At 64.2% G+C, this 23,693-nt stretch carries 22 protein-coding genes; 14 read left to right on the top strand and 8 right to left on the bottom strand.

Translation table 11 applies throughout. The features are described from left to right. Window positions 1-33 precede the first annotated feature (33 nt). Both R4P57_RS24575 and R4P57_RS24570 read right to left on the bottom strand, forming a co-directional pair. Window positions 34-675 carry a 3-oxoacid CoA-transferase subunit B gene (locus tag R4P57_RS24575; protein WP_317805482.1) on the bottom strand — a complete coding sequence of 214 codons (642 nt, stop codon included), beginning with the start codon at window positions 673-675 and terminating at the stop codon, window positions 34-36. After that, entirely contained in the window at window positions 672-1,433 is a 762-nt protein-coding gene (locus R4P57_RS24570) for a CoA transferase subunit A (protein WP_317805481.1), read from the bottom strand. Before R4P57_RS24570 ends, R4P57_RS24575 begins: the two co-directional genes overlap by 4 nt. 110 nt (window positions 1,434-1,543) lie before the next feature. Between R4P57_RS24570 and R4P57_RS24565 the strand changes: the two genes are divergently transcribed. After that, window positions 1,544-2,359 (top strand): IclR family transcriptional regulator, encoded by an 816-nt coding sequence (locus R4P57_RS24565; RefSeq protein WP_317805480.1) that lies wholly within the window; start codon window positions 1,544-1,546, stop codon window positions 2,357-2,359. On the opposite strand, the gene R4P57_RS24560 is transcribed toward R4P57_RS24565, so the two are convergent. Next, the gene (locus R4P57_RS24560; RefSeq protein WP_317805479.1) at window positions 2,356-2,628 is read right to left on the bottom strand and encodes a hypothetical protein; all 273 of its coding nucleotides are present in this window, start codon (window positions 2,626-2,628) and stop codon (window positions 2,356-2,358) included. The genes R4P57_RS24565 and R4P57_RS24560 overlap by 4 nt on opposite strands. A gap of 142 nt (window positions 2,629-2,770) precedes the next feature. Here R4P57_RS24560 and R4P57_RS24555 point away from each other — a divergent pair, with 142 nt between their 5' ends. Further along, a complete protein-coding gene (locus R4P57_RS24555; RefSeq protein WP_317805478.1) occupies window positions 2,771-5,113 on the top strand; it encodes an HNH endonuclease signature motif containing protein in 2,343 nt (780 codons plus the stop codon). Between the two features lie 33 nt (window positions 5,114-5,146). Here the strand turns inward: R4P57_RS24555 and R4P57_RS24550 are convergent, their stop codons facing one another. Then, a complete protein-coding gene (locus R4P57_RS24550) occupies window positions 5,147-6,292 on the bottom strand; it encodes an NADH:flavin oxidoreductase (RefSeq protein WP_317805477.1) in 1,146 nt (381 codons plus the stop codon). Window positions 6,293-6,371: 79 nt separating this feature from the next. On the opposite strand from R4P57_RS24550, the gene R4P57_RS24545 reads away from it, so the two are divergent. The 3 genes from R4P57_RS24545 (at window position 6,372) to R4P57_RS24535 (ending at window position 9,301) form a co-directional block, all read left to right on the top strand. Next, on the top strand, window positions 6,372-7,193 hold the full coding sequence (locus tag R4P57_RS24545) for a sulfurtransferase (protein ID WP_317805476.1): 822 nt from the start codon (window positions 6,372-6,374) through the stop codon (window positions 7,191-7,193). A gap of 71 nt (window positions 7,194-7,264) precedes the next feature. Next, entirely contained in the window at window positions 7,265-8,086 is an 822-nt protein-coding gene (locus R4P57_RS24540) for an SDR family oxidoreductase (RefSeq protein ID WP_317805475.1), read from the top strand. Between the two features lie 69 nt (window positions 8,087-8,155). Beyond that, entirely contained in the window at window positions 8,156-9,301 is a 1,146-nt protein-coding gene (locus R4P57_RS24535) for an acyl-CoA dehydrogenase family protein (RefSeq protein ID WP_371828273.1), read from the top strand. Window positions 9,302-9,309: 8 nt separating this feature from the next. On the opposite strand, the gene R4P57_RS24530 is transcribed toward R4P57_RS24535, so the two are convergent. Further along, window positions 9,310-10,347 carry a TIGR03086 family metal-binding protein gene (locus R4P57_RS24530; RefSeq protein ID WP_317805474.1) on the bottom strand — a complete coding sequence of 346 codons (1,038 nt, stop codon included), beginning with the start codon at window positions 10,345-10,347 and terminating at the stop codon, window positions 9,310-9,312. Next, a complete protein-coding gene (locus tag R4P57_RS24525; RefSeq protein WP_317805473.1) occupies window positions 10,344-10,703 on the bottom strand; it encodes a metalloregulator ArsR/SmtB family transcription factor in 360 nt (119 codons plus the stop codon). Before R4P57_RS24525 ends, R4P57_RS24530 begins: the two co-directional genes overlap by 4 nt. A gap of 94 nt (window positions 10,704-10,797) precedes the next feature. Between R4P57_RS24525 and R4P57_RS24520 the strand changes: the two genes are divergently transcribed. Genes R4P57_RS24520 through R4P57_RS24505 form a run of 4 tightly spaced genes read left to right on the top strand, consistent with a single transcriptional unit; the run spans window position 10,798 to window position 13,774 of the window. Further along, window positions 10,798-11,448: a hypothetical protein gene (locus R4P57_RS24520; RefSeq protein WP_317805472.1), complete on the top strand. Its 651-nt coding sequence runs from the start codon at window positions 10,798-10,800 to the stop codon at window positions 11,446-11,448. Between the two features lie 19 nt (window positions 11,449-11,467). Next, on the top strand, window positions 11,468-12,079 hold the full coding sequence (locus R4P57_RS24515) for a DJ-1/PfpI family protein (protein ID WP_317805471.1): 612 nt from the start codon (window positions 11,468-11,470) through the stop codon (window positions 12,077-12,079). Continuing rightward, window positions 12,076-12,540: a MarR family winged helix-turn-helix transcriptional regulator gene (locus R4P57_RS24510; protein ID WP_317805470.1), complete on the top strand. Its 465-nt coding sequence runs from the start codon at window positions 12,076-12,078 to the stop codon at window positions 12,538-12,540. The genes R4P57_RS24515 and R4P57_RS24510 overlap by 4 nt, the downstream gene beginning before the upstream one ends. A gap of 7 nt (window positions 12,541-12,547) precedes the next feature. Beyond that, on the top strand, window positions 12,548-13,774 hold the full coding sequence (locus R4P57_RS24505; RefSeq protein ID WP_317805469.1) for a hypothetical protein: 1,227 nt from the start codon (window positions 12,548-12,550) through the stop codon (window positions 13,772-13,774). A 13-nt stretch (window positions 13,775-13,787) separates the two neighbouring features. On the opposite strand, the gene R4P57_RS24500 is transcribed toward R4P57_RS24505, so the two are convergent. Further along, the gene (locus tag R4P57_RS24500; protein WP_317805468.1) at window positions 13,788-15,344 is read right to left on the bottom strand and encodes an amidase; all 1,557 of its coding nucleotides are present in this window, start codon (window positions 15,342-15,344) and stop codon (window positions 13,788-13,790) included. A gap of 105 nt (window positions 15,345-15,449) precedes the next feature. On the opposite strand from R4P57_RS24500, the gene R4P57_RS24495 reads away from it, so the two are divergent. The 5 genes from R4P57_RS24495 (at window position 15,450) to R4P57_RS24475 (ending at window position 21,562) form a co-directional block, all read left to right on the top strand. After that, window positions 15,450-16,454: an aldo/keto reductase family protein gene (locus R4P57_RS24495; protein ID WP_037149047.1), complete on the top strand. Its 1,005-nt coding sequence runs from the start codon at window positions 15,450-15,452 to the stop codon at window positions 16,452-16,454. A 57-nt stretch (window positions 16,455-16,511) separates the two neighbouring features. Further along, entirely contained in the window at window positions 16,512-17,984 is a 1,473-nt protein-coding gene (locus R4P57_RS24490; RefSeq protein WP_411742436.1) for a carboxylesterase/lipase family protein, read from the top strand. A 63-nt stretch (window positions 17,985-18,047) separates the two neighbouring features. Further along, complete coding sequence (locus R4P57_RS24485; RefSeq protein WP_317805466.1) at window positions 18,048-19,418, top strand: NAD(P)/FAD-dependent oxidoreductase; 1,371 nt, start codon at window positions 18,048-18,050, stop codon at window positions 19,416-19,418. 13 nt (window positions 19,419-19,431) lie between these two features. Further along, window positions 19,432-19,806: a VOC family protein gene (locus R4P57_RS24480; protein WP_317805465.1), complete on the top strand. Its 375-nt coding sequence runs from the start codon at window positions 19,432-19,434 to the stop codon at window positions 19,804-19,806. A gap of 238 nt (window positions 19,807-20,044) precedes the next feature. Next, window positions 20,045-21,562: an amino acid permease gene (locus R4P57_RS24475; protein WP_317805464.1), complete on the top strand. Its 1,518-nt coding sequence runs from the start codon at window positions 20,045-20,047 to the stop codon at window positions 21,560-21,562. Window positions 21,563-21,684: 122 nt separating this feature from the next. Here R4P57_RS24475 and R4P57_RS24470 read toward each other — a convergent pair whose 3' ends face one another. Then, complete coding sequence (locus R4P57_RS24470; RefSeq protein WP_317805463.1) at window positions 21,685-23,526, bottom strand: NAD(P)/FAD-dependent oxidoreductase; 1,842 nt, start codon at window positions 23,524-23,526, stop codon at window positions 21,685-21,687. Between the last annotated feature and the right edge of the window lie 167 nt (window positions 23,527-23,693).

The raw sequence follows: 23,693 nt of genomic DNA, 5'->3' as shown, positions 1-23,693 counted from the left end.
GTTCGAGCCCACAGTTGTGTCACCGGATTTGTCTCACGTGATCGTGAGCGCGGATCCCGTTGCGGCGGTGACCTCTTCGGAGGTCACTCCGGGTGCAAGCTCGGCGAGTGCGAGCGTGCCGTCGCCGACGACGTCGATGACGGCGAGGTTCGTGATGATGCGATTCACGACGCCTTGGCCGGTCAACGGCAAAGTGCAGGCATCCAGGATCTTCGGATTGCCGTCGCGGTCGGTGTGTTCCATGACGACGATGACGCGCCGGGCACCGTGCACGAGGTCCATCGCACCGCCCATGCCCTTGACCATCTTGCCGGGGACCATCCAGTTGGCGAGGTCGCCGGTGCGCGAGACCTGCATGCCGCCCAACACGGCTGTGTCGATGTGGCCGCCGCGGATCATGCCGAAGCTCAGTGACGAATCGAAGTACGCGGCACCGGCATTGACGGTGACCGTCTCCTTGCCCGCGTTGATGAGATTGGCGTCGACCTCGTCCTCGGTGGGGTACGGCCCGGTGCCGAGAATTCCGTTCTCCGAGTGCAGGGTGACCTTGATCGAGTCGGTCAGGTACCCCGGGATCAAGGTCGGCAGACCGATGCCGAGGTTGACGTACTCGCCGTCGACCATTTCCGCTGCGGCGCGTTCGGCCATCTGATCGCGCGTCCACCCTGCACTCATGCTCGAACTCCTGAACTGACGGTGCGCTTTTCGATGCGCTTGTCCTGTGGCCCGGTATGTACGACGCGTTGCACGAACACTCCGGGAAGATGTACCTGGGCCGGATCGATCTCGCCCGGCTCCACCAGATTCTCGACCTGCGCGATGGTGATCCGGCCTGCCATCGCGGCGAGGGGATTGAAGTTCATCGCAGTCTTGTCGAACACGAGATTGCCTGCTGTGTCACCGATCTCGGCGTGTACCAGGGCGAAGTCGGCGTTGATCGACTCCTCGAGAACGTACCGCTTGTCGCCGAACACCCGAGTCTCCTTGGGCGGCGACGCGATCGAGACGGATCCGTCGGCGTCGTAGCGCCACGGCATTCCGCCGTCGGCGATGGGGCTGCCGACTCCTGCCGGTGTGAAGAACGCGGGAATTCCGGTGCCTCCGGCGCGAAGTCGCTCCGCCAGAGTCCCTTGCGGGGTCAGTTCCACCTCGAGCTCGCCGGCGAGATACTGCCGGGCGAACTCCTTGTTCTCGCCGACGTAGGAAGCAGTGACACGGCGAATTCGTCCGGCGGCCAGCAGGATTCCGAGACCGTAGCCGTCGACGCCGCAGTTGTTGGAGAACACTTCGAGCTCGGTGGCGTCGGTGTTCGCAATGGCCTCGATGAGCGCGTCGGGGATGCCGCACAATCCGAAGCCGCCGACCGCGAGGGTCGCTCCTCGGCCGATGTCCGCGACCGCGTCGGCGGCGGACGCGTAGGTCTTTCCAGTCACTTGCAGCTCCTGATGTGTTCGTTGAGCAAACGTTGTAGTCAGTGAACCTGAGCTGTGCATTTCGGTGAAGAGAATGCTGGTTTTTGCTCGTTCGGTGAACGGATGCGGACATGGCGTCCGGTGAGTGGACGTACGATGGCCGGGTGACCTCAGCGGAAGCCAACGCAAGTGTGATCGGCAAGATCTGTTCGTTGCTGCGCGCAGCGGGAGGCGAGGAGCCGTCGGGTGCCTCGACCACCGCGCTCGCTCGGGCGACCGGTATCGCGCGACCGACCGCCCATCGCCTCCTGGCGACTCTGGCCGACCAAGGATTCGTCGACCGCGACGCTGCGACCGGCCACTGGTCGCTGGGTCCGGAGATCTATCTGCTCGGATCGATGGCGGCATTGCGGTACGACATCACCGACCAGGCTCGAAAGATAGTGCAGTCGTTGGCTACGGAGAGTGGAGAGAGTGCGTTCCTGTCGGCCCGGCGCGGGGCGGAGACCGTGTGCCTGCTTCGGGTGGAAGGGAGCTTTCCGTTGCGCTCGCACGTGTTGTACGAGGGTATCCGGCTACCGCTCGGGGTGGCGTCCGCAGGTCTGGCCATCCTCGCGCACCTTCCCGATCGGGAGGTGGACGAGTACCTGGGCGGAGTCGACCTGGTGCCCGAGTGGGGAGAAGGCCACTCCTACAGCGAGATTCGACGCCGCATCGCGCACACCCGCACCACCGGATTTGCCGTCAACCCGGCGTTGCTGGTGGAAGGCAGCTGGGGCCTCGGTGCTGCCGTGTTCGACCGTGCCGGAGGTCCTGCGTGGGCACTGAGCCTGACGGGTGTCGAGACGCGATTCCGTGATGATCGACGCCGGGAGTTGGGCAAGCTGTTGCTCGACGCGGCGCACCGACTCACCGTGCAATTGGGGGAGCGTCCCAGCCCCGGCTAACTGTCCATTTCTTCGAGAATGTCTGCGGCGTCCTGACTGCCTGCGGTGGCCAACCTTTGCAGCTCGTCGCGGTCGCCACGTTCACTGGCGAGCTCGACGAGGATGTCGACGGCATCGCTGCTGCCTGCATCGGCGAGAGAGCGGAGTTCGCCGAGGTCGTTTCGAGAGCCTGCGAGTTCGACCAACTGGTCGATGGCATCCTGATCGCCGCGGGCCGCACGCTCGCGCAACTCTACTAGTTCTGACGACGTGGAATCGGGCTCGCTCATGGAGTGGAGTGTAGGACGATTCGGCGGATAGCGGCAGGTCAGCTGTCCGATTATCAGCTCGAGCGTTCTTGTCGGTGGCCCGGGTTAGTCTTCACCTCGTTCGAACGCATGTTCTGAAACGTTGCTCACCGGGGGGTGAAATATGGGTGCAGTACCGACTGTGTCGCTGGAGGCGTTGACCGCTGCCGCGCGTGAGGAGAACCGGCACGCGGCCCTCAAGATCACCGCCTGCTACCGCGTGCATTGCGACTGGATCACCCGCGATTCCAAGCACAAGCATTACAGCCGGTACGGGCGCACCGAGATGGCACTCGCGTTGGGCTGCTCCGCCACGGTCGCCGAAGCGTACGTCTCGGTCGCAGTCGCCCTGCACACCCGGCTCCCCCTGGTACGGGCCGCGTTCGAGACCGGCGAGATCGACCTCCCGCGAGTGCGGACCGCATGCCGGATCCTCGACAACCTCTCCGACGACATCGTGACGTTGGTCGAGAAAGAAGTAGTCGAAGCAGCGCGACGCAACTCGCCCGGCCCCCTCGAGAAAGAGATCTGGGACATCCTGCTGCGCGTCGCACCCGAGGAAGCAGCAGCACTGCGGGAGTTCGCGAAGAAGTTCCGCACCGTCACCTACAGTCCCGCCGGCGAACTCACCCGCATCCGGGCCGAGTTGACCGCACCCGAAGCCGCCGCCGCATGGCAGCTGCTCGAGGAGATGGCCGACACCCTCTGCCCGAAAGACCCGCGCGGTAAGAAAGAACGCCTGTGCGATGCGTTCATGGCCCGCATGCACGGCGAACCCCGCCTGGCGTGCCTGTGCCAACGCCCCGACTGCCCCAAGCCGGGTGCGGTGCTGCCGGATCGGCGGGTGCCGTTGACGATGATCACCGTCGACATCGCCACCCTCATCGGACTGTTGGCGAATCCGGCGTATCTGGCCGGGCACGGATCCATCGACCCCGACCTCGCCCGAGAACTCGCACGCAACAGTCACTGGCAAATCCTGCTCACCGAAGCCGTCACCCTCGCCGAATCCCTCGGCCTGGCCGTGCAGAACCCGGAGACCGGGGAATGGGAACGAACACCGACAGACCAGAAACAGCAGTCGGACTCGGGGTCGGATCCAGCGAGCGACACGAACCCGGAAACAGAGCCCGACGCTGGATCGGCAACGGAGTCGACCCCAGCATCAGCATCGGTGCCGAACAGGGATCCCGCGACCAACGCGACCGAGACAACCACCGACACCGATGCGAGCACTACGTCAGCGCCAGCAGCGGAATCTGCTTCCGGCCAGGGAACAGATCGCGGCCTTGGCTCCGAGGCAGCATCGGAGCATGCAACATCGGCCCGAGGTCCGGTCGGCAAATCGAGTTCGGCATCCGACCCGACCGGCGAATCACCTCGAACACCGGATCCAGCACAAGCACCTGCGCCGATGCCGGAGCCGGAGCCGGAGCCCAGCACTGCATCCGATCGAACCGAAACCCACACTGCTCCAGATCAACCCGAGCGAACCACGACTGTCACTCCGACACCGACAGCTGGACCACCACCGACAGCTGGACCACCACCGACGACAGGCCCCACGCAAGGAAGAGTCCTCTCGCCGGAACCGGGAACGACGACATCACCGGCTCCGATGGAAGGTCAGACGGTGGGTCAGGCGGAGGACACCCCTGCCCATCCAGCGGCAGATCCAGCTCCACCCGACTCCGACGGAGGCGAAGGCGAAGGCGAAGACAGACCACGACGGACACAGTCGCTGACATCCGCCGCAGCCCTGTTCTGCACCCACACCCCAATCGGCAGGGGCACACGGCACAGTTCTGCCCTCGACCTCTCGACACTGAACCGCGCCGCCCCGAATCGCGCTGCCCTGAATCGCGCTGCCCCGAATCAGGCAGGCCTCGGGCGTTCGAGCAACCGCACCGGCTGTACAGCCAGCAGCCTCTACCTCGGCAACGCATCCCTGGCCGCAGCACTCGAAGCCGCCATCGCCGCCGACCCCACACTCGCCCGATCAGTACCGCGCGACCCACTGACCGACCGAGCCCTGATCTACCGACCCGACACCCTCACCACCGCCGCCGTCCGACTCCGCGACAAACACTGCCGCTTCCCCGGCTGCCACCGACCCGCCACACACTGCCAACTCGACCACATCGTGGCCTTCGACCACACCAACCCCCACGGCGGCGGCTGGACCACCGTCAACAACCTCCAATGCCTCTGCGAATACCACCACACCGTCAAAACCGCCGGCTACTGGAAAGCCGTCATGCTCCCCGGCGGAGCCATCCTCTGGAAATCGACATCCAACACCACCCGAATCACCCTGCCCACCAACGGCACAGCAGTCCCCATCCTCGGCAACGACCTGCGCCCACACATCCCCACCCAACCAAAACGATCCGGCATCATCGCCTACCCGCACCCACCCGACAACCAACAGCCCGAGACAGACGAAACGGCAGCACCGCCGTTCTAGGCGATGCTGCCGTGTATGCCTGTACTCGCTACGTCAGACCAAGTGCTGAATGTGATCGCGCGTGAATTCGATGCGCTCGTCGACGCGTCCGTCTCCGACCTTGTTCACCCACTCCGGATCGGACAGCAGTGCACGTCCGACGGCCACCAGATCGAATTCGTTGTCCTCGAACTGACCGACCAGTGCATCGAGTCCGGTGACACCGGACGCGGCGTCCTCCGACCATGCCGAGGTGAACACCGAGTCGAGGCCAACCGATCCGACAGTGATCGTCGGGACGCCGGTGAGCTTGCGGGTCCACCCGGCCAAGCCCAGCTTTCCGTCGTTGCCGTCCAGCTCCGGGAACGCCGGATCCCAGTGGCGACGGGTCGAGGCGTGCAGGATGTCCACTCCGGCGTCGACCAGAGGAGTCAGGACGCGTCCGAGCTCCTCGGGATTCTGGGCGATCCGAGCGTCGAAGTGGTTGCTCTTCCACTGCGAGAATCGGTACACGATGGCGAAGTCCTCGCCCACCGCGGCGCGGATCGCGGCAACGACCTGCACGGGAAAGCGAGTCCGCGCTTCGAGCGAACCGCCGAACTTGTCGTCGCGCACATTGGTTGTGGCCCAGAGGAACTCGTCGAGCAGGTATCCATGAGCGCCATGCAGTTCGAGACCGTCGAAGCCGGTGTTCTTCGCGTTGACCGCGGCCTGTACCCACTGTGAGGTGAGTTCGTCGAGGTCGGCGTCGGTGAAGGCTCTACCGACCGAGGAGCCGTCGAGTGCAATGCCGGACGGACTGACAGTGGTGACGTCCGGGAACAGGCGAGGCTCGGTGCCGCGCTCGACGCCCAGGTGCCACAGCTGCGGGATGATGGCGCTGCCCTCGGCGTGCACCGCGTCGACGACGCCCTTCCAGCCCTCGAGGCTGGCGTCACCGTAGATCCGCGGGACGCGGGTATGGGGGCCGGCGGCGGGATCGGGAATGTAGGTGCCCTCGGTGATGATGAGGCCGGTACCGCCTGCGGCGCGCTTGCGGTAGTACTCGGCGACATCCGGTCCGGGGATGCCGTCGGGTGAGAAGGCGCGGGTCATCGGGGCCATGGCGAAGCGATTGCGCAGCTTCAGCGACTTGACCTCGAACGGCTCGAAGAGGCCGGCGGTGGACAGATGCTGTGTTGTGGATGCAGTTTCGGTCACGCCTGCGCACAACCTGTACGAACACCGAGCTATTCCCGTCGTGATATTTCGACAGCGGGGCTGTTAGCGTCGGAGCCTTATGAGCCCCTCGCCGCTGATTTCTGCCGCCGAACTGCACGACCTCTTCGAGATGGGACGCGGCCCGGTCGTCCTCGATATTCGCTTCGTGCTTCAGACCGGCAGCGACAGAGCCGGTTACGAGGCCGGCCACATCCCGAACGCGCAATTCGTGGACCTCGACACGGAGCTGGCGGCTCCGCCCGATCATCGCGGCCGCCACCCGTTGCCCGACACCGAGACGTTCGTCGCAGCGATGCGCGGTGCCGGGGTGAGTGACGATTCCTCCGTGGTGGTCTACGACGCGGGCCCCGCAACTGCCGCGGCGCGCGCGTGGTGGTTGCTGCGCTACTTCGGGCACCGCGACGTGCGTGTCCTCGACGGTGGCCTCGCCCAATGGGTCGCGGCCGGATTCCCGATCGGTACCGAACCGTCGATCGTTGCAGCCGGATCGTTCACCGCCCGCCCGTCCCTGGCGCGAGTCCTCGACGTCGACGACGTGCTCGAGTTCGCGCAGAACAACATCCTGCTCGATGCCCGGGCACCCGAACGATTCCGCGGGGAAGTGGAGCCGGTGGATCCCGTGGCCGGTCACATCCCGGGTGCGGTCAACCGACCGACGACCGAGAACGTCGATGCGGACGGGCGATTCCTGGCTCCCGAGGTACTCGATGGCACATTCGGTGGACTTGTGCCGGAGGGGAAAGACGTCGCCGTCTACTGCGGTTCCGGGGTGACTGCGGCACATCAGATTCTCGCGCTCGAATTGGCGGGCATCGATGCTGCGTTGTACCCGGACTCATGGTCGGGATGGATCACCGATCCGACGCGTCCGCGGGCCTAGAGTACGCCTCTGAGCAGCGTGTTCATGCAACCAGGGTTGAACTTGAATCCGACTTCAACTATACCTGGGGCATGAAGGTAGAAGGCAGAGTTGCCATCGTCACCGGAGGTGGTGGCGGAATCGGCGGGGCCATCGCCGCTCGACTCTCCGAGCACGGCGCACGCGTCGTCGTCTCCGATCTCGACGAAACCACGGCCCGATCCGTCGCCGACGCCATCGAACGCGACCGGCCGGGAACTGCCGTCGCCGCTGCGGCGGACGCGTCGAACATCGAGGACATCCAACGGCTGATCGCGGTGGCCGAGGACTCGTTCGGACCTGTCGATCTCTACTTCGCCAACGCCGGTATCAGTGGCGCACCAGGACTCGACGCCGCCGAACAGGACTGGGACCTCTCGTTCGATGTCAACGTGCGCGCGCACATTCGCGCCGCGCAACTGTTGGTACCGGGCTGGCTCGAGCGCGGTGAGGGCTACTTCGTCAGCACCGCGTCCGCGGCCGGCTTGCTCACCCAGATCGGCTCGGCCACTTACGCAACGACCAAGCACGCGGCGGTCGGATTCGCCGAATGGATGAACGTCACTTACGGCAACCGCGGTATTCGCGTCAGCTGCCTGTGCCCGATGGGTGTCAACACCAAACTGCTCTACGAGGGACGAGAATCCGGAGATGCGTTGGGAGCGGCGGCAACTGCCGCGGTTCTCAGTGCTGGGGCCGTACTAGAGCCGCTCGATGTCGCCGATGTGGTGCTCGACGCAATGGACCGCGAGCAGTTCCTCATCCTGCCGCACGAGAACGTACTGGACATGTACCGCAACAAGGGTGCCGATTACGACCGGTGGTTGCGCGGCATGCGTCGCTACCAGGACAGCTTGCTCGACAACAACCGATAGGGGCCCACCGTGGCATTTTTCGAGACGTCCGACCGTGCGAAGAAATACGAGTCGGATCTGTTGGAGTTCATGGACTCTCACATCTACCCGGCCGAGGCAGTGTACGAGCAGCAGATGCTCGAGTCGGGTGACCCGCACTTTCAGCCGCCGATCATCGAGGACTTGAAGAAGGAAGCGCGCTCGCGTGGACTGTGGAATCTGTTCCACCCGCACCCCGAGTGGGGCCCCGGTCTGACCAACCTCGAATACGCACCGCTGGCCGAGATCATGGGACGCAGCCTGCTCGCTCCCGAGGCATGCAACTGCAACGCACCGGACACCGGCAATATGGAGGTGTTCACGCTCTTCGGCACCGACGAGCACAAAGAGAAGTACCTGAAGCCGTTGCTGGACGGCACCATTCGCTCTGCCTTTGCGATGACCGAACCCGATGTGGCCAGTTCGGACGCCACCAACATCGCGATGAAGATGGACCGCGACGGTGACGACTTCATTCTCAACGGGCGCAAGTGGTGGACGTCCAATGCGATGCACAAGAACTGCAAGGTCCTCATCGTGATGGGCAAGACCGATCCCGAGGCGGCCACCCACCGACAGCAGTCGATGCTGGTGGTGCCCATCGACGCACCCGGTGTCACCGTCCTGCGCAATCTGCCGGTATTCGGCTACATCGACCGCGAAGGTCACGCCGAGGTGCTGTTCGAGGATGTGCGGGTGCCGGCGAAGGACGTGCTGAAGGGTCCGGGCGAGGGCTTCGCCATCAGCCAGGCTCGCTTGGGACCGGGCCGTATCCACCACGCGATGCGCACCATCGGCGTCGCCGAACGTGCGCTCGAATTGCTCTGTCGCCGTGCAGTATCGCGAGTGACGTTCGGCAAGCCGGTGGCGATGCGCTCGAACATTCAGGACTGGATCGCCGAGGCGCGCATCGAGATCGAGAAGACGCGACTGCTCACGTTCAAAGCCGCGTACCTGATGGACACCGTCGGGAACAAGGAAGCGCGCACGGAGATCGCAGCAATCAAGGTTGCGGCACCGGAGATGGCGCTGAAGATCATCGACCGTGCCATCCAGGTCCACGGCGGAGGCGGAGTGTCCAACGACTTCCCGCTGGCCATGATGTACGCGCACATACGCACGCTGCGGCTCGCGGACGGTCCGGACGAGGTGCACAAGATGTCGATCGCGAAGATGGAGCTGAAGAAGTACCTCTGAACGTACGTCTATCGATTCGGCTGCCAGGCCGGGTCACGGCCGATGAAGGCCATCAGCTTGTCCTGTGGGGAAGCGTCGTCGGCAACGGGGACGGCGGGGCCGTACTGCCCGCTGTCGCGCAGCATCTGTTCCATCGGTCGCATGGCCTCGAGAGCTGCGGCGCAGCGTTCCTGACCCAGATCGGGTTCTCGGCCGAGGGCTTTCGCCAGGTCCCAGGAGTGCATCCAGACGTCGGCGGTGTAGAACATGTCGATCGCCTTGTCCACCGGCATGTCTCCGGTGTGCGGGTTGCTCAGAATCCGGTCGGCGGGGTCGTCGAGAATTGCTTGGATGTCGGCGGCGTGCTGGGTCCAGGCAGCGGCCGGGTCGGCTTCGACGTCCAGGGTCTGAAACTCGATACCGGCCCCGCCGGCGAGGAAGCCGCGAGACCACTCGACCAGGTGCTGTACGACATCGATTGCAGCCCAGCCTGATACCGGGCTCGGCCGAGACCAGTCCTCGGGCGACGCGGACTCGACGAGCGTGGTGAACCTTGCCGCATCCTGCATGTGCTGCTGGGCCGGACCTGTGCTGTGCACGAGCAGTTCGTCGAGCTTGTCGTAGCCCTCCTTCACGCCGACGTCCATGCCACTCGACAGCATGCCGTCGCGAGAGGCGAAGTCCGAGAACACACTCGACACTCTCAGGCGCGTGCCACCGCCCTCGCGACCCTCGAAGGTGAGCGTTTCGAGTGCGACCGTGTCGGGCGCACCCTCCCAGGTGAAGGTCCACACGATTCGCTCGCTCGCACGCACCTCGTGGAAGCTGCCGTAGAAGGCAGCGATCTCCTCGCCGTCCCGGTCGTTGGCGAAAGCCCAGGCACCTCCGGTGTTCCCCTCCCACTTCAGGATTCGGGTCGTCAACGATCGCGGACCCACCCACTGGCGATACAGCTCGGGGTCGATGTGAGCGCGAAACACTCGCTCCGGCGTCGCATCGAACTCTCGGATGATCTCGATCGTGGGGACTTTCTCGTCAGCAACGATCGCGGTCTCGTGCGCAGTCATGACACTTCTTTCGTCTCGGTGGTCTTGTCGTCTGCGATGCTCTCCAGCAGGGCGTCGAGGCGTCGATAGCGTTGCTCTGCTTCCTGGCGATAACGCTCGATCCATTTCGTCATCAGGCCGAACACCTCGGCGTCGAGATGCACCGGACGACGTTGGGCATCCTTGCTGCGCGTGACCAATCCGGCCTCCTCGAGCACCTTCACGTGCTTCGACACCGCTTGCAGGCTCATCTCGTACGGCTCGGCCAGTTCGCCGACGTTCGCGTCACCGCCGGCGAGGCGGGCGACGATGTCACGTCGAGTGGGATCGGCCAGGGCCGCAAACGTTCTGTTGAGTTGCTCTGTTCGATCGTCCATGAGGTTCCTCGCTGTGCGTTGTGGCCGAGAATAGGCTGCTCACCGGTCGTAGTCAACCATTTGGTTGATTAAGTTGATCGCCTACCCTCGGCTCATGAGCGTTGGCAATGACATGGTGCGGGACGTGCTCTCCCGGGTCCCGGGACATCCGCTACGAGTGGCGATCGACGGTGTGACGGCTTCGGGTAAGTCCACGTGCGCACGATGGCTGGTGAATGCTGTGGCAGCACAGGGGCGTCCGTCCGTGCATGTGACGATGGACGGCTTCCATCACCGGCGCGCACACCGGTATCGGCAGGGGCGGGCGTCGGCTCTCGGCTACTACCAGGACGCATACGACTTCGGGGCGCTACGTGCACACGTGCTGATCCCGCTGGGGCCGAACGGAAGTGGTGCCATTCGGCGTCGGATCATCGATCTGGCGACGGATGAGCCGGTGGATGATCCGCTCGAACCGGTGCCGGCCGATGCGATCGTGGTGGTGGACGGAACCTTCCTGCACCGGACGCCGCTGCCCGACCACTGGGACTACACCGTCTTTGTCGACACCCCCATGGACGTCGCACGGTCTCGGGGTATTGCCAGGGATGCGGACGTGCTCGGGGGCGAGATGGCCGCGGGTACGGCCTTCGATCAGCGTTATCACGCGGCATGCCGGATCTATCTGGACGAGGTGAATCCGCGAGTGCGGGCTACGCGGGTTCTTCCCGGTATTGACAGCCTGCTGTCCAAAGGTCAGAATTGACAGCATCCTGTCAATCGACGTGAGGTCTTCGATGATCACCATTGCGCTCTATGCCACCGACACCATGGCCGACTGGGAGTACGGCTACCTCACCGCAGGGCTGGCCATGGCCCGCGAACAAGACCCGGACGCCAACCGGTTGATCGTCGCATCCGAGACGGGGGAGGCCGTCACGACGATGGGAGGGTTGCGAATCACTCCCGACGTCGCGCTCGCCGATCTTCCGACCCTCGATGCCTTGATTCTGCCCGGCGCGGACAGTTGGAACTCCGGCCACGACGCGGCGCTCGGACTCGCCGGCGAACTCGTTGCGACGGGCACTCCGGTCGCGGCGATCTGCGGGGCCACATTGGGTTTGGCCCGAACCGGACTGCTCGACGACCGGCCACATACCTCGAACGCCGCCGAGTTCCTCACGCAGGCAACCGAATACCGGGGATCTGAGCACTATCGCGACGTGAAGGCCGTGTCCGATGGCACCGTGATCACCGCAGGCGGCGTGAACCCGTTGGACTTCGCGAAGCTCGTGTTCGAGCGGTTGAACGTGTTTCCGCAACCCGTCGTCGACGCCTGGTACGGCCTCTACACGACGGGGGAACGCAAGTACTACGACCAGCTCGCTGGCGCATGAAGCAACGTACGCCACAGGGTGATGCCCTGACTGCGCTGGTGTTGCCCGTCTTCGAGCTCAACGGTGAATTCCTCGCCGCTGCACACGACATCACCGAGCCTACGGGTCTGACTCCGGCGTGGTGGCAGGTGCTCGGAGCCACCCTGGACGAGCCGCTGTCGGTCGCTGATATCGCGCGACGCGTCGGGCTGGGGTTGGCACGGCAGAGTGTGCAGCGGACGGCAAATCTGTTGGTGGACAAAGGTTGGGCCGTGTACGTCGACAATCCGAACCACAAGCGCGCGAAGTTGTTGGAACCCACGGCCAAGGGGCGCGACACCGTTGCAGAGCTGCGGGATGCGCAACATGCATGGTCCGATGCCGTGGGAGCCGCTGTGGGAGAACGTGAACTGCATGCCTTCGCGGCCACCCTCGGCAGGATCCTCGCGGCATCCCGGGACTATCGCGGCGGCAGTGCATAATTCGGGCATGGTTGCGCTCGGGGTACTTCTGACCGGATTGCTGGCCGGATTGTCGATGCAGTCCGACGGCATCGACGTATTGGGCGACACCAGCTTCGGCGGGCTGTTCTCCAGTGGTGGCGTGGGAGTCGCGGTCGCACTGATTCTTGCGTCGGGTACGGCGATGGTCGTTCGTCGACGTATCGTGCTGGCCGGTCTGTCCATCGCCGCTTCTGTCGTCATCGGGGGATCGGCACTGGTGTTCACGTCCGACTTCGCCGAGGTGATGGCAGGCGGAGTCCTGTTGGGATGCAGTGCAGTACAGGCGAACCGTGAACGAGTTCATCAGGCGCTGCTGATCGGGTCGTTCCTTCTCGGCCTGCTGTCCGCAGGCGCGGTCGAGGCATTGCACTACCTCGACGTTCCACAGGGCTACGCCGAGTACCTCACCGAATCCGACATGGGAACGCCGGTGGTCGTGCCGGTGCTCTGCGTGTTCGTTGTGTTGGCAGTGGCGTGGGCAGCGCGCGTCGGAAACCAGGCCGAGAGCCCGGCGACCGATCGTGATATCCGCACCATTTGGGCGACACTGCTGATCGTGATCGGTGGGCTGCTGCTCACTATGTTGTTCGTGTTCAGCATGTTTCAGAGCGCGTACGGGTTCGGCGGCCGATGGTATTTCGGCCTCCTGGTCGTACCCGTGTTGTTCGCGGCGGCCGCCCTGCTTCCTGGCCGCGGCGGCATCATGGTGCTCGCCGGAACAGCCGTGTTGCTCACCTCGAGCACCACCGCTGGGGTGGGTATCAGTGCCTCGGACCGGGTCTGGGTACTGGGACTTGTGGCTCTCACCGCACTCTCGGTGGCGGCCGGCACCGCACTCGGGTTGCGTTGGGGGCGTCCGCTGATCGGCGTCGCACTTCTGGCGGTGGTCTGCGTGACGGCACTGTTCGAGCGGCCGCCGCTGGACAACGTCCACTTTGTGGCGAGTCTGCTGATCTTCCCGGCTGCCGCGTCGTATCTCTACGTGTCGTGTACACCGGCCGACCCGACGCCCGCGACCCTCGGTCTCGCGGTGCCGGTCGCGATCACGGTGCCGATGGTCGTCACCTACGGCTGGACGGCGTACACGCCATTGACGTCCGTCGTGCACAGCACGACGTGGCCCAGCATCGAGTTGTGGTTTTCGACCGGTGCGGCAGTCGTGACGGTCGTCCTCGCCGGCGTCGGGACATGTCTGCTCGGCCGTAATCGGTAACTGGCAGAACAGGTCACGACACTTCGGGTGCCTCGATGTCCACGTTCACGGAGTCTTCGAGAGCGCGCGCGACTGCCAGAGCAGTGGCGTCCTGCCCCGGTGCTGCCGCAACGGTCAGACCGAAAGGTAGACCTTCCGACGTGGTCCCGATCGGGATCTGCACCGAGGGCGCACCGGTGTTGGCGCTGATGCCGCACGCTGCCGTGCCCGCCCACTCCGCTGAGGCTGTTTCCGGCGTCGTCGGGTAGATGAGCACGTCCACATTCTGGGCAGTCATGAGGTCGGTCAGCGCCTGCGTTCCCGCCTGTTGTTTCGCGAGGATCGCATCCTGCGCCGGATTGGGCAACGAAGGTGCCGCCAACCATTCGGTGATCGTTTCTGCTTCCAGCGCGCTGCCTTCGGTGACATCCTCGAACGTCAGAGCATCCGACGGGAGTGCTTTCGAGGCGACCTCGGGGTCGTAAGTGGCGTTCGTCGAGCTGAGAAACTGGTCGATGGATGGCCGTGCATCCTTGTAACCACTGTCCGTCAGAACGTCGGTGGCGAACTCCTTGTTCAGTTCGGGTAGGTCGACCAACTGCGGTCCCGACTGAGTGAGTGCCTCGACGGCGGCATCCGAACCGCTACGGATCTGGGGCCGCACCGCCTGGTCGGGACTGTCCGGATCGGCACCACGGGCATCGAACGGCCAGGTGAGGTACGCGGCCCTCACGGATGTCAGGTCCACTGCTGCTGCGGAGTCGGACCACCCGTTGGCACCTCCACTGATCAGATCGGCTACTTCCGCTGCGTCAGCGACCGAGTGCCCGATGGGTCCGACCACGTCTTGCGAGAGAGACAGTGGGACAACGCCTTCCCTGCTGATCGCATCGTGACTCGGGCGAAAACCCACCAGCCCTGCGTGAGCAGCCGGTCCGACGACCGAGCCGCAGGAATCCGTGCCCAAGGCTATCGGGGCAAATCCTGCCGCGACCGCCACCGCGCTTCCGCCACTGGATCCGCTGGCGCTGAGTTCACGATCGAAGATGTTTGCGGTTCTTCCCTCGACGGAACTCTCGGTGAACGTTCCGTGCCAGGCGAATTCAGACATGTTGGTGGTACCGAGGATGATCGCGCCCGACTCGCGTAGATTGCGAACGACGGGTGAGTCCTCGTCGGGACGGAACGAACTCAGATTGACATTGCCTGCGGTCGATGGCAGTTCCGCGCTTCCGATGTTGTTCTTGAGCAGGACCGGGATGCCGTGCAGCGGGCCCCGAATTGTTCCTGCCGCGCGCTCGTCGTCCAGGGTGGTCGCCTCGGCCACCGCGTCGGCATTGACGTCGACGACGGCATGCAACGGCGTTGGCCCTGAGTCGTCGTATTTCTCGATCCTGTCCAGGTACGCGCGGGTGATATCTGCGCTGGTGTATTGACCCGAGACCAAACGAGACCGAATGTCTTCGACGCCGAGCCCCTGCAATGGGAGTTCGGAGCCGTCATCGGACGTACTGGTCGATTGACAGCCGACGGCGCTGAGCGTGAGAGCCGTGATCAGTAAGAGAACGCCCCTGCGGTCTTTGATGGACACGGTAACGACGCTAACGACGCCATATGCACAGGCTGTTACACATCAGTAAATTCGAACCGCGTGACAGTACGGAGTCGAAGCTGCGGCCGGAGTACCGTTTTCTTCATGGCTTACAGATACCTCGGAAACAGTGGACTGAAAATTTCGGAGATCACCTACGGCAACTGGTTGACCCACGGATCGCAGGTGGAGAACGACATCGCCACCCAGTGCGTACGTGCAGCGCTCGATGCCGGGATCACCACCTTCGACACCGCCGACGTCTACGCGAACGGAGCCGCCGAGACGGTGCTCGGGGACGCGCTGAAAGGGGAGCGTCGGGAATCGCTCGAGATCTTCACCAAGGTCTACTTCCCGGTCGGGCCCAAGGGCCCCAACGACACCGGACTCTCGCGCAAGCACATCCTCGAAGGCATCGACGCGTCACTTCGTCGACTCGGCACCGACTACGTGGACCTCTACCAGGCGCATCGCTACGACGTCGAGACTCCGCTGGAGGAGACCATCGCCGCCTTCGGTGACGTCGTCCGCCAGGGCAAGGCCCTCTACATCGGCGTATCGGAATGGACCGCCGATCAGCTGCGCGCCGGGCAGGAACTCGCCCGTCAGAACGGCTTCTCGATCATCTCGAACCAGCCGCAGTACTCGGCGCTATGGCGCGTCATCGAGGATCAGGTGATCCCGACGTCGAAGGAACTGGGCATCTCGCAGATCGTCTGGTCGCCCATCGCGCAGGGCGTTCTCACCGGCAAGTACCTCCCCGGCCAACCGCTCCCCGATGGCTCGCGCGCCAAGGACGACAAGGGCGGCGACAAGATGATCGCGCGCTACCTCGACGATCAGACGCTCACCCGAGTGCAGCAATTGAAGCCCATCGCCGACGATCTGGGAATCACCATGGCGCAGTTGGCCGTTGCGTGGGTACTGGCCAACGACAACATCGCCGCAGCGCTCGTCGGCGCCTCTCGGCCCGAGCAGATCGCCGAGAACATCAAGGCCTCCGAGGTGACACTCGACGCCGATGTGCTCGCCAAGATCGACGAGGCCCTCGGCGATTCGGTGGAGCGCGACGCGGGCAAGACGGGCTCGCCGGAAGCACGTCTGGTCTGAGGGCCCGATCTTGCCGGTCCGACCGACAAGACGAAGCGAACAGGGTAATAAGGAGTTATGGACATGATCACCGTCGATACTCCTCAGGGTCAGGTTCGCGGTCGGACCGGCGCAGGCATCATCTCGTTCCTCGGAGTGCCGTACGCCGAGGCCCCGTTCGGGCCGCGTCGATTCCAGGCACCCTCGCGGCCGCCCAGGTGGGACGGGGTTCGCGACGCGCTCGAGTTCGGGGCCACCGTCCCCAAGGTGGGCTACCGGCCGCCGACCAGCGAGATCCTCAGCGAGCCGGTGGTACCCGGTGACGACTGCCTGAACGTCAACGTCTTCACCCCCGACGTCGGCGGATCGGCGCCGGTGTTCGTCTGGATCCACGGCGGAGCATTCGTCAACGGCAGCAACGCCATCCCCACATACGACGGTTCCGCGTTCGCGCGAGACGGCGTCGTGGCCGTGGTGATCAACTACCGACTCGGAGTCGACGGTTTCGCGCTGATCGACGGTGCCCCGGCCAACCGCGGGATGCTCGATCAAGTCGCGGCACTCGAATGGGTACGCGACCACATCGCCTCCTATGGCGGCGACCCCGCGAGGGTGACCATCGCAGGGGAGTCAGCCGGCGCGATGAGCGTCGGCACCTTGATGTCGATGCCTCGTGCCGAGGGGCTCTTCCAGCGGGCGATTCTGCAGAGCGGAGCCGGGCACCACGTCATCACCGCCGAGACCGCCGCGAAGGTCTCTGCGGCGTTGGCGGCCTCGCTCGGTGTCGAGGCGTCGGTCGACGGCCTCGGTTCGGTACCGGTGGATGCGTTGGTGGACGCACAACGCGAGCTGTCCGATCGGATCACGGCCGAGGCCCCGACCGGAGCGTGGGGTGAGCTGGCACTGAACGTGATGGCCTTCGAGCCGTATATCGACGGCGATGTCGTTCCAGCGCTGCCTTTCTCACGCATCGGCGACGGTGCGAGCGCACAGGTGGACGTGTTGATCGGAACCACCAGCGAAGAACACGCGTTCTTCATCGTGCCGGCCGGAATCGTCCCTCACCTCACCGAGGACTACGTGAAGATGGTCCTCGCCGGGTACCGGGCCGATGCATCGGCGCTGGACCGGTATCGTGGACAGCTGCCCGACGCCTCGGCCGGCGAGTTGATGATCGCCGTCATGACCGACTGGTTCTTCCGTATTCCGGCCACGCGTCTGGTCGAAGCCCGCTCCGGAAACGCCTTCGTCTACGAATTCACCTGGCGCTCATCGTTGTTCGACGGCGCTCTCGGAGCCTGCCACGCACTCGAGATCCCGTTCGTGTTCGACATGTTGCACAAGCCCGAGACCGAACGCATCACGGGGCCGAACCCGCCGCAGCAGGTGGCCGACCAAATGCACCGCGCCTGGGTCGAATTCGTGCGCGACGGCTCTCCCGGCTGGGACCGGTACGGCACCGACCGCGCAGTGATGATGTTCGGCAACGAACCCGGCGTCGCCCTCGACCCGAGGCAGGCCACCCGCACGGTGTGGGACGGGGTGCGCTGACCTTCTTTCCACAACCTCCGAACGTCGTCTGCGGGGTGGCTCACCGGCGGGTTAATCTCGGATATGCGCAGTTTCCTTCCCGGTTTCGGTACGAGTTCTCCGGCCCCCGCGCGGCCTGCGCGCGTCGTGGTGGTCGGCGGTGGTTTCGGTGGATTCAATGCCCTCCAACAGCTCGAGAAGCTACTGGGACCCGATCGAGCAGCGCTGACACTGGTCGCCCCGACCGACTACCTGCTCTACAGCCCGTTGCTGCCCGAGGTGGCCACCGGCGTGCTCGATCCCCGCGACATCGCCGTCTCGATCCGTCAGACCTTGCCCCGAACGTCGTTGGCGCTCGGCCACGTCGTCGATGTCGACTTCGACGCGCACCGACTGACGCTGACCGGTCCCGACGGGGATTCCACTCTGGAGTGGGACAAGCTGATCCTTGCGCCGGGATCAGTGACCAAGCAGTTCGACATCCCCGGCGTCGACGAGCATGCGTACGGGCTCAAAACGCTGAGCGAGGCCGTCTACATCCGCAACCATGTGCTCGCGCAGCTCGACGCAGCGGATGCTCTGCCCGATACCCCGGAAGGCCGGAGCGAACGCGCCGAGCGGTTGACGGTGGTGGCCGTGGGCGCGGGCTATACGGGCACCGAATTCGTTGCGCAGATGCAGAATTGGGTTCGAGGTATCGCATCCCGGTGGGCGGGCGTCGATCCCGACGAGGTGCGTTGGGTGCTCGTCGACGTGGCCGACGCGGTACTGCCGGAACTCGGAGCGCGACTGGGCAAGGAAGCGCTCGCCGTGCTCGCCGAGCGAGGCGTCGACGTCCGGCTGGGTGTGTCGGTGGCCTCGGCCACCGCTAAGTCGGTGACGCTCACCGACGACGAGGTCATCCCGTCCCGCACTCTCGTCTGGGGAGCCGGCGTCGCGCCGAGCCCGCTCATCGCGCAGCTGGGTCTGCCCACAGCCAGTGGACGTCTCGTCGTCGGCGCGGACATGACCGTCCCCGGCGTATCGGATGTCTGGGCGATCGGCGATGCGGCGGCCGTCCCCGACCTCGCCGCCGACCCGTCGAAGCCGACACCGCCCACGGCTCAACACGCCCAGCGCCAAGGCGTCGCCGTCGCACGTAACGTGGCCGCGTCCCTCGGTGTCGGTACCGCCAAGGAGTACCGACACAAGGATCTGGGGCTCGTCGCCGACCTCGGTGGATTCGACGGCGTCGCAAAGCCTCTCGGGATCCCGCTGACCGGACCCGTGGCGAAGTTCGTCGCGCGCGGATATCACCTCTACGCGTTGCCGACGATCTCCGCGCGAGTGCGAGTGGCGACGGATTGGCTGTACAGCGCAGTGCTGCCGACCCGGGTCGTCAACCTCGCTCAGGTGCGATCCGAGGATGCGCTGATCAAGAAGGCTCAGGCAATCGACCTGTACGACCGAACGTAGGTGGGAGGGACATATGGCTTGCCGCATCAGTGAATTGGTGCTCGAATGCCGTAGCCCCGAGTTGCTGGCGCAATTCTGGTGTGCAGTACTCGGCTTCGTCGAACTCGACCGTGAAGGCGACGACATGATCGAGATCGGCCCTGCCGAGGGGTTCGGCGGGCCCGAACCCACGATCATCCTGAGCCGTCACGAGCAGCCGAGAACAGGAAAGGGGCGGCTGCACATCGACGTCAACCCCACCGACAGGGATCAGGACGATGAGCTGGAGCGGTTGCTCGCTCTCGGTGCTCGGCCTGCCGATGTGGGCCAGACGGGCACCGAGCAGTGGCACGTCTTGCAGGATCCCGAGGGCAACGAGTTCTGTCTGCTTCGGGCGCGGCTGTCGTAGGACCTTCGTGCTCGTGTGTGAGCCCCACTCCGGGATGCGGTGCAAATTACCCAGTGTTAACCGTGCGCAGCTTTCGCGACATCGCTGAACGGCTAGTGTCTGAGAAGCGTCGACTGGACCAACTGCCGTTGTCGGGCAGTCGACTTCACCTACGCCTCGTATCGACGCGGACCTATTTCGCGTGGGCGGTGTTCGACGTAATCCCCAGCAAGAGACACGATCGCGAGGAATTCGACCTATGAGTACAACTCCCGAGCAGAAAGCCGCGGCGTACGACAACTCCGCGCTCGCCCATGAGGACGAGGGGTATCACAAGGGGCTCAAGCCCCGTCAGATTCAGATGATCGCCATCGGTGGCGCAATCGGCACGGGACTGTTCTTGGGTGCCGGTAGCCGACTTCGTGACGCAGGTCCCGGGCTGTTCATCGTCTACGCGATCTGCGGCGTGTTCGTGTTCTTCATTCTTCGCGCACTCGGCGAACTGGTTCTGCACCGCCCGTCCTCGGGTTCGTTCGTATCGTATGCGCGTGAATTCTACGGCGAGAAAACGGCTTTCGTCACCGGGTGGCTGTACTTCTTCAACTGGGCGATGACGGCGATCGTCGATGTCACCGCCATCGCGTTGTACGTGCACTACTGGGGGATGTTCGACGCGGTGCCCCAATGGTCTATCGCGTTGGTTGCCTTGATCTTCGTGCTCGTCCTGAACATGATCTCGGTCAAGCTCTTCGGTGAACTCGAATTCTGGGCATCGATCATCAAGGTATTCGCACTCGTGGCATTCCTGATCGTGGGCACAGTCTTCCTTGCCGGTCGATTCGAGATCAACGATCGAGCAACGGGTTTCAGCGTTCTGGCCGATACCGGTGGACTGTTTCCCGAGGGGCTGTGGTCCCTGGTGCTGGTGACCTCGGGCGTGATCTTTGCCTATGCCGCAGTCGAACTCGTGGGCACAGCGGCGGGCGAGACCGAGAACCCCGAGAAGATCATGCCCCGGGCCATCAATTCGGTGATCTTCCGAATCGCCCTCTTCTACGTCGGTTCGCTGATCCTGCTGGCTCTGCTGTTGCCGTACACCGCATACGCGCCGGGGGAGAGCCCCTTCGTGACGTTCTTCGCGGCAATCGGACTTCCTGCTGCGGGCGGCCTGATGAACATGGTGGTGTTGACGGCGGCGTTGTCGAGTCTGAATGCCGGTCTGTACTCGACCGGTCGTACCCTGCGCTCGATGGCGATGAACGGGAGCGCACCGCAGTTCACCGGAAAGATGAACAAGAACGGAGTCCCGTTCGGCGGCATCGCCCTCACCGGCCTGCTGACCCTTCTCGGCATTCTGCTCAATCTCGTTGTGCCGGAGGAAGCATTCAATATCGCACTCGATCTCTCGGCACTCGGCATCATCTCCACCTGGGGCATGATCGTTCTGTGTCAGATTCAGCTGTACCGCTGGTCCAAGAAAGGCATTCTCGAGCGTCCGGCATTCCGGCTTCCCTGGACACCGTGGACCAGCTACGCAACTCTCGTCTTCCTTGCTGCAGTGACCGTTTTGATGTGCTACGACAACTACTGGAACATCGTCGCAATCGTCGTCATCACGCCCATGCTGATAGGTGGATGGTACGCAGTGCGTGGCAAGGTTCTGGCCATGGCACAGGAGCGCATCGGGTACACCGGCGAGTACCCGGTGGTGCCGGGAATAGTAGCTCCGGTATCGGGCCGGGAACACAAGCACGATGGTGGCAGTGACCACGAGTAACCAGTTGTTGGACCGACCACAGCATCACCACTGCACCGAACCGCCTGTCGCTGTCTGGTTTTCACCAGCTGCGTCGGCCGGTTCGGTGCAGTTCTGTGTATCGCAGTTCTGTGTATCGGGACCTAGCGCAGGTGATGCACTTCCTGCAGCCCGTAGACCGGGGTGTCGATACCTTCGTAGCGCGCCTTGATCTGTAGCGCGAGGTAGAGCGAATAGTGCCGTGACTGGTGCAGATTGCCGCCATGGAACCAGAAGTTCTCTTGCTGCGTCGGCTTCCACATGTTGCGCTGCTCGCCTTCCCACGGACCGGGATCCTTGGTGGTGTCCGAGCCGAGACCCCAGCACTTGCCGACTTTGTCCGCGGTCTCCTGGTCGATCAGATCGGCGACCCACCCGTTCATCGAGCCGTAGCCGGTGGCGTAGACGATCAGATCGGCCGGTAGCTCGGTGCCGTCGTCGAGCACGATGCCGGTCTGGCTGATCCGATCCACCTGCCCGGCAACGAGTTTGATCTTGCCGTCTGCGACCAGCTCCGAGGCGCCGACGTCGATGTAGTAGCCGGAGCCGCGGCGCAGGTACTTCATGAACAGCCCGGATCCGTCGTCGCCGAAATCGAGTTGGAAGCCGGCCTTCTCCAACCGATCGTAGAAGTCCTTGTCCTGCTCGGCAATCTGCTGGTAAACCGGAATCTGGAACTCGTGCATGATCCGATACGGCAGCGAGGCGAACGTGAGATCGGCCTTACCGGTGGTCATTCCCGACTCGACGGCTCGCTCGGAGTACAGATCGCCGAGCGCTATCTCGCACAGGGAATCGGACTTGACGATGTGCGTCGACGAGCGCTGCAGCATCGTCACATCGACGCCCGTCTCGTACAGCGCCTTGCAGATGTCGTGGGCGGAGTTGTTGGAGCCGACCACCACGACGCGCTTGCCGACATAGGCGTCGGGACCGGGGTGTTCGCTGGAATGGTGCTGCTCGCCCTCGAATTCGTCCATGCCGGGGAAGCTCGGCACGTTCTTCTTGCCCGACATCCCGGTGGCCATCACCAGTTGCTTGGGCCGCAGGATCACTTCCTCGCCATCGCGATCGACGACGACAGTCCACTCCTTCGCGGTCTCGTCGTACGTCGCAGATTTGGCGGTGGTCTTGCTCCAGTACGGAACTTCCATGACCTTGGTGTACATCTCGAGCCAGTCGCCGATCTTGTCCTTCGGCGCGAACACCGGCCAGTTCAGCGGGAACGGCAGGTATGGGAGATGGTCGTACCAGACGGGATCGTGCAGGCACAGCGACTTGTAGCGTCCGCGCCATTGATCGCCGGGGCGTTCGGCACGGTCGACGACGATCGCAGGCACACCCAGCTGCCGGAAGCGAGCGCCGAGAGCGATTCCGCCCTGACCACCGCCGACGACGAGGGCGTACGGCTGAACGCTGTAGCCGAGTTCGGACTCCTCGATCTCCTTCTTCTCCGCCCAGTTCTGCGTATCGGCGTTCGAGCCGTGCACCGCGCCCTTGATGCGAGAGCTGCCCTGACGCTCCTCGTGCCCCTTGAGTTCCTGCATCGTGGTCAGCAGAGTCCACGCGACGTCGTCGCCGGTGTCTGCGTCGACGGTCAGGCGCAGGTGGCCCTTGCCGCGACTCGTTGCGGTCTCGAACTCGATCCACGCCGAGACGACGCCGTCCGCCTCGTCGGGGACCTCGGTGGTGTGAATGCCCGTCGGATCGGTGTCGTCGAGTCGTTCGGACAGCATGTCGGCGACGCCGTCGCGGCCCTCCACCGTCTTCAGGTTCCAGGTGAACGTGACGAGATCGCGCCAGAAGCTGCTGACGGCGAACATGCCTGCGACGCGAGGAATATCGCGGGCGGCCAGCGCTTCCTCGAACGTCGCCAGCCAGGCGTCGATCCGTTCCTGAGGACTGTGCGTGCGGGTGATCTCGACCGGCTCGATGGTCTGGGTCATGAAAACTCCTTGCGATGAAGAGGTGCTCGTGCTGTGACCCAGCACACCCTTTTGCGCACATGGGGTCGAGAGTTGCAGAGGGTTGCAGCGAAGAATCGGGTGCAGCTGACCGCGCTCACCCTCTTTGCCAGGCTGCTTGTGAGTCGAGATCAAGTAGCGGAGGAGAG

It is taken from the genome of Rhodococcus sp. IEGM 1330 (genome assembly GCF_033142445.1).
In the GTDB taxonomy this organism is placed as follows: Bacteria; Actinomycetota; Actinomycetes; order Mycobacteriales; family Mycobacteriaceae; genus Rhodococcoides.
Note: the sequence above shows the minus strand (reverse complement) of the source record. Positions and strands in the feature narration are given on the sequence as shown.